13 protein-coding genes are annotated in these 18286 nt (G+C 48.9%); 9 read left to right on the top strand and 4 right to left on the bottom strand.

Features of this window, described 5'->3' with window-relative positions:
• Nucleotides 1–46 precede the first annotated feature (46 nt).
• The 7 genes from EL628_RS03865 to radC all read left to right on the top strand — a co-directional run bounded on the left by EL628_RS03865 (nucleotide 47) and on the right by radC (nucleotide 10448).
• Nucleotides 47–1225, top strand: coding sequence for a glycosyltransferase (locus EL628_RS03865; protein WP_126578470.1), 1179 nt, complete (start codon nucleotides 47–49; stop codon nucleotides 1223–1225).
• A 30-nt stretch (nucleotides 1226–1255) separates the two neighbouring features.
• Nucleotides 1256–2224, top strand: coding sequence for an NAD-dependent epimerase/dehydratase family protein (locus tag EL628_RS03870; protein WP_126578471.1), 969 nt, complete (start codon nucleotides 1256–1258; stop codon nucleotides 2222–2224).
• Nucleotides 2225–2252: 28 nt separating this feature from the next.
• A complete protein-coding gene (locus tag EL628_RS03875) occupies nucleotides 2253–3362 on the top strand; it encodes a lysylphosphatidylglycerol synthase transmembrane domain-containing protein (protein WP_126578472.1) in 1110 nt (369 codons plus the stop codon).
• A 101-nt stretch (nucleotides 3363–3463) separates the two neighbouring features.
• On the top strand, nucleotides 3464–4645 hold the full coding sequence (locus EL628_RS03880) for an efflux RND transporter periplasmic adaptor subunit (protein ID WP_126578473.1): 1182 nt from the start codon (nucleotides 3464–3466) through the stop codon (nucleotides 4643–4645).
• A gap of 25 nt (nucleotides 4646–4670) precedes the next feature.
• Nucleotides 4671–6086, top strand: a complete 1416-nt coding sequence (locus EL628_RS03885; RefSeq protein WP_126578474.1) for a hypothetical protein — start codon at nucleotides 4671–4673, stop codon at nucleotides 6084–6086.
• 83 nt (nucleotides 6087–6169) lie between these two features.
• Nucleotides 6170–9487: a glycosyltransferase family 39 protein gene (locus EL628_RS03890; protein ID WP_126578475.1), complete on the top strand. Its 3318-nt coding sequence runs from the start codon at nucleotides 6170–6172 to the stop codon at nucleotides 9485–9487.
• 292 nt (nucleotides 9488–9779) lie between these two features.
• Nucleotides 9780–10448 carry a RadC family protein gene (gene radC / locus EL628_RS03895; protein WP_161975644.1) on the top strand — a complete coding sequence of 223 codons (669 nt, stop codon included), beginning with the start codon at nucleotides 9780–9782 and terminating at the stop codon, nucleotides 10446–10448.
• 138 nt (nucleotides 10449–10586) lie between these two features.
• Here the strand turns inward: radC and lon are convergent, their stop codons facing one another.
• Together lon and EL628_RS03905 are read right to left on the bottom strand one after the other, a co-directional pair.
• Nucleotides 10587–13415 (bottom strand): endopeptidase La, encoded by a 2829-nt coding sequence (gene lon, locus EL628_RS03900; protein ID WP_245993979.1) that lies wholly within the window; start codon nucleotides 13413–13415, stop codon nucleotides 10587–10589.
• A gap of 29 nt (nucleotides 13416–13444) precedes the next feature.
• Nucleotides 13445–13921: an Hsp20/alpha crystallin family protein gene (locus tag EL628_RS03905; protein ID WP_126578477.1), complete on the bottom strand. Its 477-nt coding sequence runs from the start codon at nucleotides 13919–13921 to the stop codon at nucleotides 13445–13447.
• Between the two features lie 792 nt (nucleotides 13922–14713).
• Between EL628_RS03905 and EL628_RS03910 the strand changes: the two genes are divergently transcribed.
• Nucleotides 14714–15175: a hypothetical protein gene (locus EL628_RS03910; protein ID WP_126578478.1), complete on the top strand. Its 462-nt coding sequence runs from the start codon at nucleotides 14714–14716 to the stop codon at nucleotides 15173–15175.
• Between the two features lie 255 nt (nucleotides 15176–15430).
• On the opposite strand, the gene EL628_RS03915 is transcribed toward EL628_RS03910, so the two are convergent.
• On the bottom strand, nucleotides 15431–15883 hold the full coding sequence (locus tag EL628_RS03915; RefSeq protein WP_126578479.1) for a hypothetical protein: 453 nt from the start codon (nucleotides 15881–15883) through the stop codon (nucleotides 15431–15433).
• 734 nt (nucleotides 15884–16617) lie between these two features.
• Nucleotides 16618–17187: a general stress protein gene (locus EL628_RS03920; protein ID WP_161975259.1), complete on the bottom strand. Its 570-nt coding sequence runs from the start codon at nucleotides 17185–17187 to the stop codon at nucleotides 16618–16620.
• A gap of 316 nt (nucleotides 17188–17503) precedes the next feature.
• Between EL628_RS03920 and EL628_RS03925 the strand changes: the two genes are divergently transcribed.
• A complete protein-coding gene (locus EL628_RS03925; protein WP_161975260.1) occupies nucleotides 17504–18181 on the top strand; it encodes a TetR/AcrR family transcriptional regulator in 678 nt (225 codons plus the stop codon).
• The last annotated feature ends 105 nt before the right edge of the window (nucleotides 18182–18286 follow it).

An 18286-nucleotide genomic window follows, 5' to 3' on the forward strand; every position in this document is an offset into this window, starting at 1 on the left:
TGTGCTCCAGGATGTAAATTACGAATAATAAGAGAGTCAGGAAATTATGCGTATTTTAATGATTTCACCACAGCCTTTTTTTGAGCCTCGTGGTGCTCCTTTTTGTGTCTATCAGCATATTAAGGCTTTGATTACGTTGGGCTACGAGGTTGATCTGGTCACCTATCATGTTGGAAAAGATATTGATCTACCAGGGCTGCGCATCTTCCGCGCACCTAAGCTCCCTTTTATTCAGACTGTAAAGGCTGGTCCTTCGCGCGAAAAGGTCATACTGGATGGTTTTCTCTTTCTGACAGCCTTTGGACGATTACTCTTTAAGAAATATCGCTATCTTCACACTCATGAGGAAGCGGCAATGATGGGGATTGCCCTTTCTAAGATCTTCCGCTGTAAGCACCTTTATTATATGCATTGCGATCTGCCAGAGCTGATTGCAGGTTCAGGTTTTGTGAAGAATAAACTGGCCTTGCGTGGAGCTGATTTTGCGCAGAAGTTGATGTTGCGCCGCTCTGACTCGGTGGTGACCTTCTATCCAGGGCTTGAGGAGACAGCAAAGCAGATTGCGCCAGAACAGAAGGTCTACATGATCCTGCCTCCGCCCCTGGATGAAGGTTTGCCCGCAGGAACAGAGGCTGATGCCGTTCGTTTACGTCATCAGCTTCAGCTGGGCTCGGGACCTGTTCTGCTCTATACCGGCACGTTAGAAAATTATCAAGGATTAGATATTCTTTTGCAGAGTGTCGGGCCAGTGACAGCAGAGTTTCCTGATGCACGCTATGTCATTGTGGGTGGAAAACCTGAGCAGGTTGAAGATCTCAAGCAACAGGCCCAGAAGTTGGGGATTATGGATCGGGTGCGGATTGTTGGCCAGCGCCCATTGGAAGAGATGCCGCATTTCCAGGCCATGGCAACCATTCTCTTAAGCCCTCGCAATAAAGGGACGCATACGCCCCTTAAATTATATACCTATCTGCGTTCAGGGGTACCGATTCTCGCGACATCGATTCTTTCTAACACGCAGATTCTGACACCTGATGTGGCTCTGCTGGTGCAACCCACGGCGGAGGGGCTGACAGAGGGGGCTTTGACGTTGTTGCGCAATCCCACATTGATGAAAAAATTGGGCTCTCGAGCCCGGCAAGTTGCTGAAGAGCAGTATAGTTGGCCAGCTTTCTTAGAGAAGAATCGTAAAGCGTATAGCGAGTTTCAACCTCTCACAAAGTAGAGGCTGGAGTAATCAAGGGAGGACGCAAAAATGCGTTGTCTGGTGACTGGAGTAGCAGGGTTTGTGGGGTCTCACCTGGCAGAGCGCCTGCTTGCTGACGGACATGAGGTATGTGGAGTGGATGGGTTTATTGACTACTATCCTCGCTACATGAAGGAGCGCAATCTTGAAGGTCCGCGTTCCTGGGATCGTTTTACTTTGATTGAGGGAAATCTGCTGACTCTCTCTCTAACCTCTCTGGTTGAAGGAGTTGATTGGATCTTCCATCAAGCCGCTCAAGCCGGGGTGCGGGCCAGTTGGGGCGATGAATTTGGTCTCTATGTGGACTGTAATGTCCTTTCGACACAGCGGCTTTTAGATGCAGTGCTTCAAACGGGGAATCGTGTCAAACGCTTTGTATATGCTTCATCCTCTTCAGTCTATGGTGATACCCCTATTCTTCCGGTAACAGAAGCGACGGCGACCCATCCTGTCTCTCCCTATGGAGTAACAAAGCTAGCGGCAGAACATCTATGTTCGCTCTACTACCAAAATTTTGGAGTTCCAACGGTCTCGTTACGGTATTTTACCGTCTATGGGCCACGCCAGAGACCCGATATGGCCTTCCACAAATTCTGTAAGTCCCTGGCTGAAGATACTCCTATTCGCGTCTTTGATGATGGTCAGCAGACGCGTGACTTTACCTATATTGCTGATGTGGTCGAAGCCAACGTACGGTCTGCCACCACGGCAACCCCTGGTGCAGTGATGAATATCGCTGGTGGTTCACGCGTCACAGTGCGCCATGTGATTGATCTGCTCCAGGAGGTGAGTGGCCTGACTGCTCATGTCTCCTATGAACAGAAGCAGCACGGCGATGTGCGAGATACCTTTGCTGATATTGGATGTGCCTCCCAATTGATGGGATATCAGCCACGCTTCTCTTTGCGTGAAGGTTTAGCCAACGAGTTTGAATCAATCGTAGCTTTGTACGGATACAAACAACGTAGCATCGCCTGAAAAGCCTTGCATCATTGGACGAGTAAGCATGACTATTCAAAATCCTGAGTTAATTGCTCCTCGGCAAGAACACCAACTTGCCGAGGTCGTTACCTATAAATTGCCAGCTGTTGTGCCGAAGAAGAAGAAAAACAAGACGCTGGGGCTACTCTTACGCCTGGGGGTGACGGTTCTTCTATTCGCTTTCCTGTTTAAATCGTTGTCCTTCTCTACATTAATTACGGCCATCACCCATTTACAGAGTTCAATTGCATTGGCAGGATTGGTGATAGGTGTTTATACCCTGGTGGTAAGTGCTTATCAATGGCAGTGCTTATTGACGGCTGAGCGTATTCCAATGGATCTCACAAAATTGATCAATTTGTACATGGTGGGAATTGCTTTTAGCCACTTCCTGCCCTCCAGTATGGGTGGAGACGTGATCAAGGTCTATTATGTGGGGCGAGAGGCGAATAATACGCCTGGTTCGGCCAGTGCAGCGGTAATGGCGCGTATTACCGGCTTCTTTGGGATGTTAGTGGTGGCCTATCCGGCTCTTCTGCTCTGGCATACACATTTTAGTCAACAGGTTGTTTTTCTCCTGCTGGGATTAAGTGTGACGGTTCTGAGCATGGTGATTGGTACATTCATTTTTGCTCTGCTCTTTGCTCGGTTTGCTCAGGCTAAGTGGGTACAGAGCCGTTTCTCGACGCTTCTGCCTCGCGTGGTGCGCGAGAAACTGGTCAAAAGTGGCATCTTTGGTAAGGCGATGGATATTGGAACCACTCTCTTAGTAAGCGCCCGCAAACCTCAGCCGATGTTGAAAGCAACCTTATTTGGGGTGCTGTTCCATATCGTTGCCTGCTTAAACTACTTTACCTATGGGCTTGCTTTACATATGGAGGTGCCTTTCTACTTCTACCTGGTTGCTATTCCTCTGGTGTCGTTAATTGCCTTCTTGCCCGTCTCTGTCAATGGTTTTGGTCTACGTGAAAGTGCGTTGGTGTTCATTTTTTCGACGGTCCATGTACCGGCTGCTACCACCCTCCTGCTGGCTTTTGTGATGGATGTCCAGCAACTTTTCTTTGGTGCCCTGGGTGGGTGGGTTTATCTACTCATGGGAAGTCAGAAGAAACTTGTACAGAATGTAACGTCATAGATGCGTTAGACGCTCATCGGTTGATTGCCGCAAATTACCATGGTTTCCTGATTGGTTGGGCATGGCGGAGTGCGGCAATCGTATATATCAGGAGCGATTTTATGAGTACTCATGACTCAAACGATAAAGATACCCGGCAGAAGCTGGTGGATGCCCAGACGCTCCTTATGCAGGCAATACCCTCTTCGTCGCCTAATCTACAGACCGCAGAAGCTATTGGTAATGCGCCACTCATCCCCAGGGTTACCGGTGAAAAAGGGAACCGACGCCTTGTTATTATTGCAGTAGTGCTTGTGGTTCTCATCCTGGGAAGCGCAGTTGCCTGGAGCCAGCTTAAGAAGGGTCCTGTTAGTGTCACCCTCTATCAGGCAAATATGCAGAATGTTACACGTTCGATTGGTGGAAACGGGCAATTATATGCTGTTCAAACGTTAGATATCTCTTATCCTCTGGTTGAGCGTGTAGTGGCTGTTAATGTGAAGCCTGGCGATGATGTCTCTCCTAATCAAGCCCTTATTCAGCTCGATATGACGCAATTAAATGCTCAGGTTAAACAGGCTGCGGACGAGGTTGCTTCGTCGCAGAGTAAGCTTAATAAGGTTGCTGGAACAGTTCAGGCCCCCGAGGCCCAGCGCGAATATGAAGATGCTGTGGCTCGCTATAACACGCTGGTGGCTGAGGCAAAATCTCCAACACTTAATAATGGGACGTTGATCTCTCCTTTGAAAGGGCATGTGGTCTCTGTCTCTGTTCAGCCTGGTGAGGTTGCTGCTGCGAATTCAACGATGATGACGCTGGCTGTCGATTCAACGCTTGTGGCTCATATACAGATTCCCCTTCTGAATCTGGGTCAAGTGTATGTTGGCCAGACAGCTACTGTTACTCCTTCTGCGTTGCCAGATCAGACGTTTCAAGGCTCGGTAAGTACGGTTATTCCCCAGGCCTCGGCCAATTCTGATACGTTTGAGGTCTGGATCAATGTCAATAATGATAAAAATACTTTGCTGGCTAATATGAATGTGTTTGCCAGCGTACAGGAGCCATTGCATACCGTGGTTGTACCACGCCTGGCTGTGCTAAATCCTGATCATGGCTCGACTGTGTTTGTGGTCCGAAATGGTAAGGCGACTTTGCATCATATTCAGGTGGGTGGGTATGCAGGCGATAAAGTCATTGTCAGTGGAGGTCTCTCTGATGGTGATCTGGTTGTGTTGACTGGATTAGATACGTTGAAAGATGGCCAGGATGTGAATGTCATCTCCACTGAACGACCAAAGAAGTAGAGAGGACGAAAGAAGAATACACCCTATGTTTACTTTACTCTCGCTGCGCTGGTTGTACCGTAGTGGCTTGCCGCTACGCTATCTTGCTCCTGGTATGGCAGCGCTGATTAGCATCAGTGCTGCCTTTATGCCCTGGTTAAAAGATCCCTTTGGGACGGTCTATACTGGTTGGACGTTGCCCATCTATGTGGGATGGTACTTGCATTCGCGTTTCTTGAATTATGGCGTGCTCTGTCTCTGTACTGCTCTCTACTCACTACTTGTTTGCTTTGCAAGAAGGCCGCTGTTGCGTTTGTTGCAGAAGAGCTCATGGCGCTCATTGGCTGAGCTATTGCTGAAAGAGCGCTATGGCTGGGCTGGTTTTTTTTGTTGCATCCCGTTTCTGCTCTTTCTCTTGCAATATCTCTACATTGATGTGCAAGGGATCAATATGATCGCACAGCATAAAGCTCAGACGTTGCTGATTCAACAGCATCTTGGCTATGGCCTGCTCTCCCAGCGTCTGCCGATCAGTCCCTTTACGATGGATATCTCAACCATTTCTGGCCGTTTCTCGTTATTAGCCAATCAAGCCTCGTTTGGAGCGCTGATCCCTTTATTGGCGGCAGGAATCACCTGGAGTTATCGCCAGAGAGCTCTTGTTCCGTCTTCTCAAAGAATAATAGCGGCTGAGACGACGCGCGAAAGATGGGGGAAGCGATTGATCTGGCTGGCCATTGTGCTCCCTTTCCTGTGTCTCCTGGGACGCGTTCCGGTTGCAGATATCTGTGAAGCGGCTGCAAGCAACTATCTTAATGCTGGGAATTATGAGCAGGCATCCTGGTGGTGGGATAAGGCATTACGCCTGAATCCTGATATTGATCAGCTTACATATTATCATGTCCAGCGGGGGCAGATCCGCTATTTTTTGCATCACGACGATGTAAGCGATGAGAGTATAGCGTATCTGGCCTATTCAGAATATCAACATGGCAATTATGAGACTGCTTATCAGCGGTTATTTGGTGTCTGGACGGCTCATAAGAATGTATCCTGGGTAGTCAATGAGATTGATCAAATTCTGGCTCGGCAGGCTGAATCTAAACGTCCATTGGGGAATGTCTCTGATCCTGAATTTACTTCCTCACAAGAGGATAGCAGGGCCTTACCTGCTCTCCAACTTCTATTACAGATTGACCCTGCCAATGTTTATGGACATTATGTTATTGGCCGCATAGATTACGAGCTACATGCGTATGTGGATTGTACGCAACAGATGGTGTTTGTTGCGCAAGCTATCTCTAATCGTGATCTACAATCTTCAGCTTATACCTACATAGGATTGAGTGAGGCGGGTCAGGGGGATTATGTGGATAGCCGCACCTTTTTGTTAAAGGCCATTATGCTTGATCCAAATTATTATAACAATACTGCTCGTGAAGAGCTTTCGGGGCTGCACTAACGCCAGCTAGTAGAGTCTGCTATTAAGATCTTTATCTTATCTGTAACCTACCTGGTTACTGCCCGGTGAGAAGGGTTATCCTTATGGCTTTAAATGATATTGTTAAGGTTGAGGCGGAGCAGGCCCCACCTGTGATGGTTGCACAGCGTCCATGGTTTGGACGACAACATGTGGCAACTCATTGGACTATGTGGTGCTGTCTCCTGTTGGCTTGTATTGGGAGCAGCTGGTTTGCTTATCAGACATTTTTGATTCCTCAGTCGAGCAGTTTTTCGCCTCGCTGGTCAGATGCTCAATGGATTCAGGCTTCAGACGGTAGTGCTCCGGTCGCCTATTTCCGCTATCAGCGTGCGTTTGCCTTTGTGCCGGATGCAGCATCGTTGACAATTGCTGCTAACCAGACTTTTCGTATCTTTGTTAATAACACGTTTGTGGGTTCGAATGAAGCCGACTTTTTACAAGGAGATACGCTACGCCCTTACATTTACGATATCTCTTATGCTCTCAAAGGAGCCCATCAAGACAATGTGATTGTCATTCGCGTGGCAAATCTTGATCAGCGGGCCCCTCTTGTCCGCGCAAATCTTCATCTCGTTGCAGGAATTATGAGCAGCGATTATGGTACTAATGCAAGTTGGCGTGGGACGGTGACAAGTGAACTGGTCTATCCACGCAATGAGGCCAATGGGATTCCGTGGAGTTCGGATCAGTTTGATGCCAGCGCCTGGCCTCTGGCACTGCCAACGACTACTCAGCCAGGGCTCTCTGGCCTGACTGTTGATCCCCAACTTTATGAGAAGCCTCTATCAACCCAATGGTTGAGTGCAGGAGTTAGTCACCAGGGGTATTTTGTGCATCATGTGGCAATACCTGCCCCAATTACCCACTACTGGATTCGTTTTGCTGCGGCTGGGCCCTCCAACATCTTTGTCAACGGGTATCGGGTGATCAATTGGACAGGGCAGGCCCCTGCTTCAAAGAAAAACATTAATGGGTCTTTAAGTGCGTTGCAGAACGATGTAAAGTACAGTAAAAGCTACATGGTTGGTATGTATGATATTGGCTCCTATCTTCATACTGGAAACAACGTTATTGCTGTCTACGTTTCGGCTCCTGATGTGACCGGTCTGCTGGGTCGTACCAGTGCCTCCATGTCAATGGATGTGCTTCTGGCGGATGCTGCCGGAAATACCAGTTGGGATTCGTTTTTGCAGGACTGGTATGCCGCAGTTGATCATGTCGATGGTTGGGAGTATGGGGATGCAACCTGGGGCGCAGCTATACTTATTGCTCGTCCCGTAAATTACCAGAGCTTTTATCTGCTTGATAGCAATGCGATTGTCCAGCGCAGTACCTCCCTGGCCAATACACAATCGCCTCCAATCTTTCTGGTACTTCAGGTTGTAGCAGGTTGCCTGGCTTTTGTGTTTGGATGCTGGTTCCTCTCTGCCTGGCTGTTGGGACGGCGCTATTACGGGTCGTGGCAGAATTCCCTGGCTCTGATGAGCATAGCGTTTTTGCCGGCTCTTGCCTGTGAGGCTGTGCTCATTGCACTGGCCCGTGAGCCTGGGATTGCCGATCCTTTTCCCTACAACTGGATCTGGTTGTGTGTACTGCTTGCCATTCTGCTGCTGAGTTATCTTGGCCTGTGGCTGCATGCTTATCTGACCAGGAAACGAGGATGGCAACTGTTGTTCAGGTTTCCAGTGAATCGAACTGGCGGTTTTATGAGCCCGTTCCCTTTTGTCGATCAATTTCTCTCCATGAAGAGTCAGACTCCTGTAGTCAAACCGACCTGGCAGCAACGTCTCTGGTCATGGTTCAAGCTTCACTGGTCTGTACTACCTTTGATATTGTATGCAATTCCTCTGGTCTTCTCTACCCTCTCTTATGAGCCACTCTGGCAGGATGAGCTGGTGAGTTATTATGTGGCGAAAAATAGTATTGCTCATGGTATTCCGATGATGCCATCTGGTTTTATCTATGCCAAGGCAGAGCTATTCCACTATATGTTGGGTCTGGTAATGCTCATCTTTGGGGATCAAGGCACTTTTGTCCCACGTTCATTGAGTGCTGTAGAGTTTATTCTAAGTATTCCAGTGCTCTATGCTATTGGAAGCTACTTTTTTGGCAGACGTGTTGGTTGGCTGGCGGCGGCAATGCTGACTTTTTCACCATTCACACTTGTGTGGGGCTCGCAGCTCCGAATGTATGAGCAGGCTCAGCTTTGTGTTTTGATTGCGTTCTACATTTTTTATCGTGCCGCTCGTTGTCCCCATAGTAGACGCTGGCCTTATCTGGCGATCGTCTGGTTGTTGATCACCTACTTCAGTCATGAGGAGACCTTTATCATTCTCCCTGGACTGGTATTAGGGGTCTTTATGCATTCCATGCAGCGTGGACGGTTGTTGCCGGCGGTCTTTTATAATAAACACTGGTGGTTTGCGGCCTTCATAGGGATTGCTGTGATTGGGGCGCAACTGCTGGTTGTAAAGTTTAGCCATCCCCCTGTCCTGGGGACAGACCAGAGTATGCGCCCTAATATTCAGCTCAATGAAGATGGGATTCCTTTCTATATTACGCTTCTCTTCTTTCCAAAGCCGAATGCTACCTGGTTGACGCTTGACTCCTGGTTGGCTTTGCTGAGCTGTCTCTGGTCTATTCGCAGTAAAAATAGTCGCTTAAAATATTGTGCCCTGTTTCTTGTTCTGGGTATCTTTATGATGGCCTGTGTGTTTACTATGGAAGCTGATCGCTACTTCTATCCGCTGCTGCCCATCTATTTTCTGCTGGGGGCATTTATTGTCATCAAAGCATTGAAGAGTGTCTGGAAATTTGTACGAACAAGGATTGCTCTGACTGTAGATGCCGCGCCAGAGGAGCGTAAGCGTCAGCGTTTAATGCAGCCATTTCGTCTGGGGGCGCTGGCAACGGCTGCTCTGACATGTGTGGTGATCCTATTAGCTCCGATGTTGCCCATAAGTAACTATAGTCTGGGTCTGAGCAGGGTCTTGAACCTTCCTTATTATCGTCACTTTTCGGATTATGATGCAGCGGGGAGCTATATTCTTCAACATGAGCGTCCCGGCGACATCATTATTTCAATCAGCCCCGATATTGAAATGTACTATTACGCGCACGAATCCGACTACTACTTCTCAATCGATCGGGCTCTCTTTCTCCTGGAGCGTAATGGACACATCATTAACACCTCAACAGCCGCGATTGCCCTCTTGAATCAACATGATCTGGATGCAGTCCTGGCCCAGCATCCACGCGTCTGGATTGTCTCAGATCATGGTTCCTACGAGAATCAGGTCATGCGCCGCTTTCAACTTCCTGAGGATTTTCATATTGTGTTTGAAGGAGCTAGAAATGTAGTCTATCTACGTGGCAGTTGATTCAAGATAAAAGAAGGGCAGAAAAGGTGGAAATAGTGAGATTCCTTCGCCTTTTCTGTCCTTTTTTTATTTCCTTATTGTTATAGGTTTATAGCAGCTTGTTTCCTATTTTGCCTATTGTATTCTGATCAATTTCAATGTACTCTAAAAAATAGGAGCTGCGAATAAGCATATGGAGATAAGTTGATGTTTGTGTTTAGTGATAAGGGAGCTATAAATGTTTGATCCTCTGCTTCATAGCGAGCCCCCTACTCTGAGTCTGGTCCCGGTTGAACCCTATCATGCCACCGTCATGGATCTGCCGAGTGATGAGCGACCCCGTGAGCGGCTACAGAAGCATGGTGCCGAGGCGCTTAACCTGTCTGAACTTCTGGCCATCATTTTACGCACTGGTACGACACGGAATAATGCCATTGAACTGGCCAGCCTGTTGTTAACAAAATATGGCGGCCTGCCAGGCCTGGTCTGCGCCGATTTTCACGAATTAGGTAACGAGTATGGTCTTGGAGCGGCAAAAACAGCACAGCTAAAAGCCGCATTAGAGATTGGTAAACGACTTAGCATGCTCCAGGCGGAGAAACGCTATCAGATACGTTCTGCTGACGATGCGGCTCGTCTTGTGAAAATGGAATTGATGTATCTAGAGCACGAAGAGATGCATATCATTTTACTTGACACGAAGAATCAGGTCGTTGAGAGTATCAAGCGCTATAAAGGGACGGTGAATAGCTCGGTGTTGAGGATTGCCGAGATCTTTCGGCCTGCCATTGTGCGGAACTGTCCCCATGTAATTATCTGCCATAACCATCCAAGTGGCGATCCCACACCATCTGCCGAGGACATTGAAGTTACGCGTCAATTGGTTGCTGCGGGCAAATTGTTGGATATTGAGCTTCTGGATCACCTGATCATTGGCAATCCTCGCCACTTTAGCCTGAAGGATAAGATGCAGTGGTCTTAGCCTATGTTCCATCCTGGTCTCAATAGCATCTGCACTATGAACAAACAATGGGCGGGCATGTAAATGTAAAATCACCTCACCTGGCCCCCTTGAAACAAGTTCAAGAGAACCAGGTGATTTGGCAGAACTCAGATTACATCAGGCTTTGGCGGCAGCTTTCTCGCCTTTGCGTTTGCGTGGGCGTTCGTCGCCGTTGCTTTCAGCTTTGTCGGACTTCTCAAATTTATCTGATGCAGGTTCTAGAGCGGCCTCAAGCACCTGTCGGACATCGCTGGCAAAGACAAAGTTCATCTGCTCACGAAGCTCTTTGGGGAGATCTTCCATGAGATCTAACCTGTTCTTTTCGGGCATAATGACTGTGCGAATGCCTGAACGATAGGCTGCCAGGGTTTTCTCTTTAATGCCTCCGATAGGCATAACCTTACCACGCAGAGTAATCTCACCGGTCATCGCAACATCGGAACGGACCTTGCGTCCACTGGCCAATGAGACCAGGACCGTCACCATCGTGACGCCAGCGGAAGGACCATCTTTAGGGATAGCTCCTGCGGGGACATGGATATGGACATTCTGACCTTCAAAGACATTCTTTGGAAGACCCAGTGCCGCTGAATTCGAGCGTACATAGCTCAATCCAGCCATTGCAGACTCCTTCATGACATCGCCAAGCTGGCCGGTCAGGATCAGGCGTTCCTCTTTGCTGGGCATGGTAGCGGCTTCAATAAAGATGATCTCGCCGCCAACAGGGGTCCAGACCATACCAGTGGCGATCCCAGGGCGATCGATGCGTTCGGCAGCCTCTTCAAAGAAGCGCTGTCGTCCCAGATAATCTGGAACCTGTTCGGCAGTGACATGAATAGGAGTCTCGCGTCCTTCTGAGATCTGACGTGCAACTTTGCGGCAGAGAGAGCCGATCTGACGCTCAAGATTACGGACGCCAGCCTCGCGCGTATAATCACGGGCGACGCGGCGCAGCACATCATCGTCAAGAGTCAATTCACCCTCTTTGAGACCATTGGACTCTAGCTGTTTGGGGAGCAGATAGTTGCGAGAGATATGCAGCTTCTGTTCTTCAGTATAGCCCGAGAGCTCAAGAATTTCCATGCGATCGCGCAGAGGAGCTGGAATGGGCTCCAACGCATTGGCTGTCGCAATAAACATAACCTTTGAAAGATCAAAAGGCAGATCCAGGTAATTGTCGCGGAAATTGTAGTTCTGCTCTGGATCAAGCACCTCAAGTAGTGCTGAAGAGGGATCGCCCCGCCAATCAGCGCCAACTTTATCCACCTCATCCAGCATAATCACAGGATCGTTGGTCTCGACGCGGCGTAAGGTCTGAATGATGCGGCCAGGCATGGCACCAATATAGGTACGGCGATGCCCACGTACCTCTGCCTCATCGCGAATGCCACCCAGCGACAGACGTGCAAATTTGCGACCAAGGGCACGAGCAATTGACTGACCCAGCGAAGTTTTACCTACCCCTGGAGGGCCAACAAAACAGAGAATGGGTTCGCGATTGATTGGGCGACCAGCCTCTTGAGATTGTAGTGGCTGCGTTGGTATAATCTGTTCTACCTCAACGCCCTCTTCAACACTGATGCTCTCACGGCTTCGTAGCATCTCTTCCGCCAGACGATCCTGTTTTAAGCGACGGACGGCCAGGTATTCTAGAATGCGCTCTTTAATCTTCTCCAGATCGTAGTGATCCTGATCCAGGACCTCGCGAGCATGAGGCACATCGATCTGCTCGCCAGTGCTCTTATGCCAGGGAAGAGAGGCCAGCAGTTCAACATACGTTCGAATGATACTATATTCGGGCGAGACAGTGGGCAGCTTCTCTAAGCGAGAGAGCTCACGATTCGCCTCTTTAAGAGCCTCATCTGGGAGCTTTGCCTCTTCAATCTTCCGGCGCAGATCATTAACAGTGGCCTGCTCCTCGCTCTCTTCACCCAACTCTCGCTGAATAGCCTTAAGTTGTTCGCGCAGCAGATATTCCCGCTGCATCTTGCCCATCTCTTCCTGAGCACTGTTTTGGATCTTCTTACCCAGCTCAAGAATCTCCAGCTCGTGGGCCAAAAATGAACTAAGCTGAGTGAGCTTCTCGCGAACGGAATCGAGCTCCAGCAGCTTCTGGCGGAGCTCCATCTCCATCTGCACAAAAGTAGCGATTACATAGACAACTTGACGGGGCTCTTCAAGGTTCAGGGTAGCAGCAGCCACGCCTTCGGGCACATTCTGGGCGAGCGTCACCAGGCGTTGGAAGTAGCTAATCACATTCCGCTTAATCGCTTCAGTCTCATTATCGAGCTCCTGCGTATCAGGCTTTGCCGAGATGCGAGCGGCCAGGTAAGGTTTCTCCTGAGTAATCTCATCGATACTGACGCGCTCCAGACCCTGAACAGCGATCTGAACCGTCCCATCGGGCATGCGGAACATGCGTCCGACGCGGGAGACCGTACCGACGCGGAAGATATCATCGGGTCCAGCGTAATCGATATCCGGTGATTTCTGCGCGACCAGCACCACAAGTCGATTGCTACGCATAACATCATCGATCAAGTGGATATAGCGCTCCTGTCCAACGGCAAAAGGCTGAACCGAAAATGGATAGATGACAGAATCCTTCAGGGGCAAGATGGGCAGCACTTCAGGAATATTGAGATGCTCATCCTCATCCGAACGGGCTCTCTCGCTCTCCTTAGCGATCTCCTCAGTAATCTCATCCACAAACTTTTCAGACTCTATCTTAGCCACCTCCTCAGGCTCCGTCTGTTCGGTTTTGACCGCTTCTTCGGTCACCGCATCAGAATCATGAGCGGGAGGAGTTGTATCTTCCTGAGTATGTGAATCGTCAACTGGAGTTGACGCAGGTGTCGACGGCTTCTGTTGTTCTGAAGATTGCTCCTTCTCGTTAGAGTGTAGCTCTTCGTGTTCCGTCTCTAAGGGCAAATGTTTTTTCTCCATAAAATCTTCTCTACATATCGCGAATAGTGTTACTCTTTGGTTTGCGGTACATGGATGTGTACGGAATGAGCCTTCTGTGCAGATAATTTTGGTAGATCTACAGAAAGCATGCCATTTTCATAGGTAGCAGTAATGGCATCCCTCATAATGGGAGTTGAAATAAAGACCTCAACGCGAAATGGTCCGTAGCGAATCTGCGCTTCATGGTAATTCAAGCCCTCATGAACATTCTGAACATCTCTTCGTTCGCCACTAATCACCAGGGCATCTTCGTAAAGAGTAACATCGATCTCATCGTCTTTCATTCCCGCCAGCTCAATCTTCACCCGAAGCAGATCTGGTGACTCAAGAATATCTGCCATTGGCTGCCAGGCGGTAGAGCGATGAAGAAATGCCTGTTGATTCTGGCGCAGGGCATCATTGAGCAACTGGCGATAATGTTGTTCCAGATGTTTCTGGGCTCCATCGCTAGAACGATAAGCGACATACCGATAGCGCATACGCATAGCTTATTACCTCTGCAATGGTCAGAAGCTGACCTGATGCGATAGTGACCCCTTGTTTATCCCAATTCGTCTATCCTTTACTGTACGTCTGAAGAGGGAAGGACGTTGACATAAAGGGGCCACCAGATCCCAATCTTAATCAAGGCTCTAGAGTTGTATAGAAAAAGGCAAAAGGTAGCAAGCATGCGTTTGATCCTATCATGCCAGTTGCCTTTTGCCATAGATCAGCTCGCAGGATGTCTATCTATTACCCGAGAGGAAGATCCTTCTCGCCATTTGCAAGAGCATTTTGACACTCTGGGCAGAGATACTCATACTCAGATTTACTTTCTGAGAGTACATCATTTTGAATAATGCGAGCATATCGCAAGCGTGTGGCTTTGCCACAACGTGCACAGAGAACGTAGGGATCCGAGACGGCAGTTCGTCGGGTTCCAAGAACGTCTTCCTGCATGGCCGACACCTGTCTTTCTTTCATCAAAATACGTACGGAGATACGTATGCAGAGGACGAAAAGCGTGTAAAGGAGAACCAATCACTAAACATGCTCTGCTACAAGACATAGATCGATAAAACCTAAAGGCCGCATTTCAAGGCCCAACAGCCTTGATTATGGCACGCATAATGAAAAATTGCAAGTAACCGCAAGCGCGTTTGACGATGCCCTTTTGATATGCTACTATGTTTCTATATATTCCTCTTTGTGCTGTTGGGCGTTTATTTTGTAGCGCGACATGAACTAGAAGCCATATAGTGCTAGTCATCCCTACAACAACGAGGGTGAGAAACGACATGATCACGCAAACGATCACACGTTGGTTTGGCAGGCTCTTCGCGTGGTGGCCATGGAAGCGTACCTCAAAGAGTGAGTACACGCAGGCGACCAATAACGTGAATAGAGGCACAATCCAGGAGGTTAGCTGGCGGGCAGCAGGTGAGGATGGACCTCTACCTCAGCCTGGAACGGCATCGGTAGCCGTTGAACACGCAGGACCCCATCGGCCAGCTAATGATGACCATTCCGGCCTTTCCTCTCCGGTTACTCCTTCTCTCACGGATGAAACCACCGTCTCTCCTCTCTCTCAGCAAGCAAGTAGTGAAGAAGTCCAGGCTCCCGCACCCACCCCTGAACAGCAGCTGGCTTTTTTACAATACCTGATGCGAAAGGGAGCAATCAATGAAGGGTTTGAGGAAGGGCAGGTTCCTGATCAGTATCGAAGGAAGAGACTGTTATCTGATAGGGATGCGCGCTAAGGAGGCAGGCGAGGGATCATCATCTATCTCGTAAGAACCAGCATCTAGCTATAAAACATTTCCCCTCGCCAGAGCAAAGAGTCGATCAGGTGGAGGAAAAGGGGCTTCCGATGATTGTGGAGTGGCATTCCACCTGTCTAAAAGACTGTCGTGTTGTTGGCGATCGAGAAGAAAAAGGGTACAACCGGATCCAACCTGGAACTACATTGTGCCAGGAGCTTACCTGTGGGGCCGAAAGAGAGATGATGGTCTATTTCACCATGAATCGTCAGTTGTGGACTCACTTAATTGGAGAACGATGCGGCAGAAGTGAAGCATTGCAGAGGCAGATTCTAAATAAGCTTCATCGTTACTCGTAAGTGGTTGACTTGTGGGAACCCGACGCCGCAGCGAGCGTAAAACGACCATGACATCTTCTTTCAGCGATGGCTCTAGATCCCCCCGCTGCATCAACAAGATCACCTGGCTTACAATAGTATCAACCTCATGGCGCATTAGATCTAGATCAGTTATCCAGGCATCCTCATCCTCAAACTCGTTATCATCTGTCAGAGAGAGTGCGTCAGAGAAAGGATCAGCCGCCTGTTCACGCCGTTTGACATCACTGCGGAGTGGTCTACGTGCCTGCTGAAGAGGAGCATGTGGTTCTTCTTGTTTAACACCTAGCTCACGCAGAAGCACGGCTAATTCATCTTCCCAGCCAGCCATGGGGCACCTCCTTGTGAAACGCCTGTAAACAGAGATCTCTGAGTTCAGAATCTCAAGATCATCTCTTCTTCATTTGTGGATACCCCTGCCTTCAGGCATGGGGAGGAAACCAGAGCGCCCGAAGGCGGAGCGTTTTTGTGTGGGAACTCTCAAACCCACCTCCAAGCCCCCACCGCTTAGGCGTAAGATACGTGACTGGTGCAGAAGACACTGGTTGTATGCTGGTCAGGGCTCTCTCCAACACGCTTAGAAACCTCAACGGAAGTGTAACACAGTGTTTCAGCGTTGTAAATAACCCAAATGGCTATTGTACGTGTGACAGTGAATAGGACTTTTGCGTAGGAATGAGGATAAACACTGGGAATGCTCGGAATATCTAGGGAGGCTGGAAGCTGACAATCAATATGCTAGATTGGTAAAGTTTAACTTTCCTATAATTATACTTTAACATGAGGCTGCTATAGTGTGAATATCACGAGATCCCTGTGAACTGGGGAGGCAAAGGTGTATGAGCCTGTGACCAGATTTTTACTAGCTCCATCTTGTCCTCTTTTTACCTTTTCACCCCATGGTCGCCGCTGTGTGGCCATGCTACTGGATTATGACGGTCGGTTCTTGAGATCGCCGCTCATAAGCTGGGCGAGTGATATTCACCTCGAATCACTCGCCCCTGGGCTTTGAGAATGTTTCTGTCCCACTTTACGTTCTACCTATTGCTTAAACACTGGTACAGACTACTCTCGAGGTGTAATAGTGTCGCTGGTCGGTTCTAGATCGTTGGGAGGAGGGGAGGTGCGTGGTGGATGAACTTCATTAATCACACCGCTATGCGTCTTGACTGTCGTAGCCCCACTTTCTCGTAGTATGCGCTCTGCCTCTTCATAGCCCATGGAAATTTTGACGGTAACAATCGTTTGACCTTGAGCGAGATCATTCTGATACGTCTGAGCATCAGTTTCGGAGACGCCATAAGTATTTAAAGCTCCAATGAGCCCACCGGCGGTTGCGCCTAATGTGACGCCTCCCAATGTTGCTGCTACAATGCCTCCTGCTAAGGCCGGTCCCAGACCTGGAATAAGCAGGGCTACAGCTGCTCCCAGGAGCCCTCCCAGGACACCACCTTCCACTGCCCCCTCTGCGGCATTTGCTTCAACCTCAGTATCTGGTTTTGCCACTGCCGCTCCTGTGAGATAGCCAATATCTTCATCATTAAAGCCGGCTCTTCGCAAGTGTTCCACTGCGGCCCTGGCTTGTTCATGCGTGGAGAAGACTCCAATCACAACTGGACTTTGGGTCAGATTCATCTTGTATTCTCCTCTCAGAATGGTGCTTCCCGGCTGGAAAACCTCCATTGCTCTTGCAAAATCTCTTGCACTGCTGCCCTGGAATGAAGAGTGTAGAGAAGATGCGAGGTAGATCATCGACAGATAATATATAGAACACGGCCGTAACGTAGCTTTAGTGTCACATTTTTTTGCAAAATGAGGTTCTGTGTGCAGATGAATATACTTGACATTCAGCAGTCTTCTCTCTTATATTTTTATCACGTGATAAGGAATTTTCAAATAGCTATCTGGTGGTGCGAGCATTCCTAAATTGGTCACGATGGAGAGATGGCTTATGCCTCGTGGACACAAGAAAGCAGCAACGCGGGAGGAGACTGAGCAGACGCGTATCACAATTTTGCGTACGGCTGAGCAATTATTTATGGAATATGGCTATCGTGCAGTCTCTACACGTCAGATCGCCGACGCCTGTGGACTTACCCAGCCAGCCCTCTATCATCATTTTGCAGATAAGCAAGATCTTTATGTGGAGGTCCTCAAAGAAAACATTGCGCAGACACAGGCTGCTCTGGAGAGAATTGTGCGGCGCAATGAGACGCTTCAGGAACGTCTACAGATAGTTGTGCGCTATCTCTTTAAAAGTACACAGTATGACCATGCCCTCATGATGCATGATATCCAACATGAACTGGAGCCGCAGACGCGCCTCATGCTACACGAGCTCTTTCACCGGGGCCTTATTTCTCCGATCGCTTCTGTCTTCGAGCAGGGACTTCATGATGGTCAGCTCAAAGCTCCACAGCAGGGGGGAATGGATGCAATTTCTGCTAGCTACTTACTTATGAGTATGCTCTCCCGTTTTCTTGTACAATCCCCACCAGTATATGGTGCGCAAGTTTCTGCGAATGGTCAGGAAGCTGCGGCTGCATTGACAGGAAATGCCTTTTTTACAGATGTGGGCAGGGCCGAGGCTATTGTGCAGATCTTGCTGCATGGTCTTGCCGTGAAGTAGGATCGCTATTTACGCGCAGAAGAGGACCGAGGCGTCAGCATTGACATCTCGGTCCTCTTCTCTTTAGAGTACGGTTATCGTCTTTCAATAGATTCAAGTAGAGTT

The organism is Tengunoibacter tsumagoiensis, assembly GCF_003967535.1.
GTDB classification, from domain to species: domain Bacteria; phylum Chloroflexota; class Ktedonobacteria; order Ktedonobacterales; family Ktedonobacteraceae; genus Tengunoibacter; species Tengunoibacter tsumagoiensis.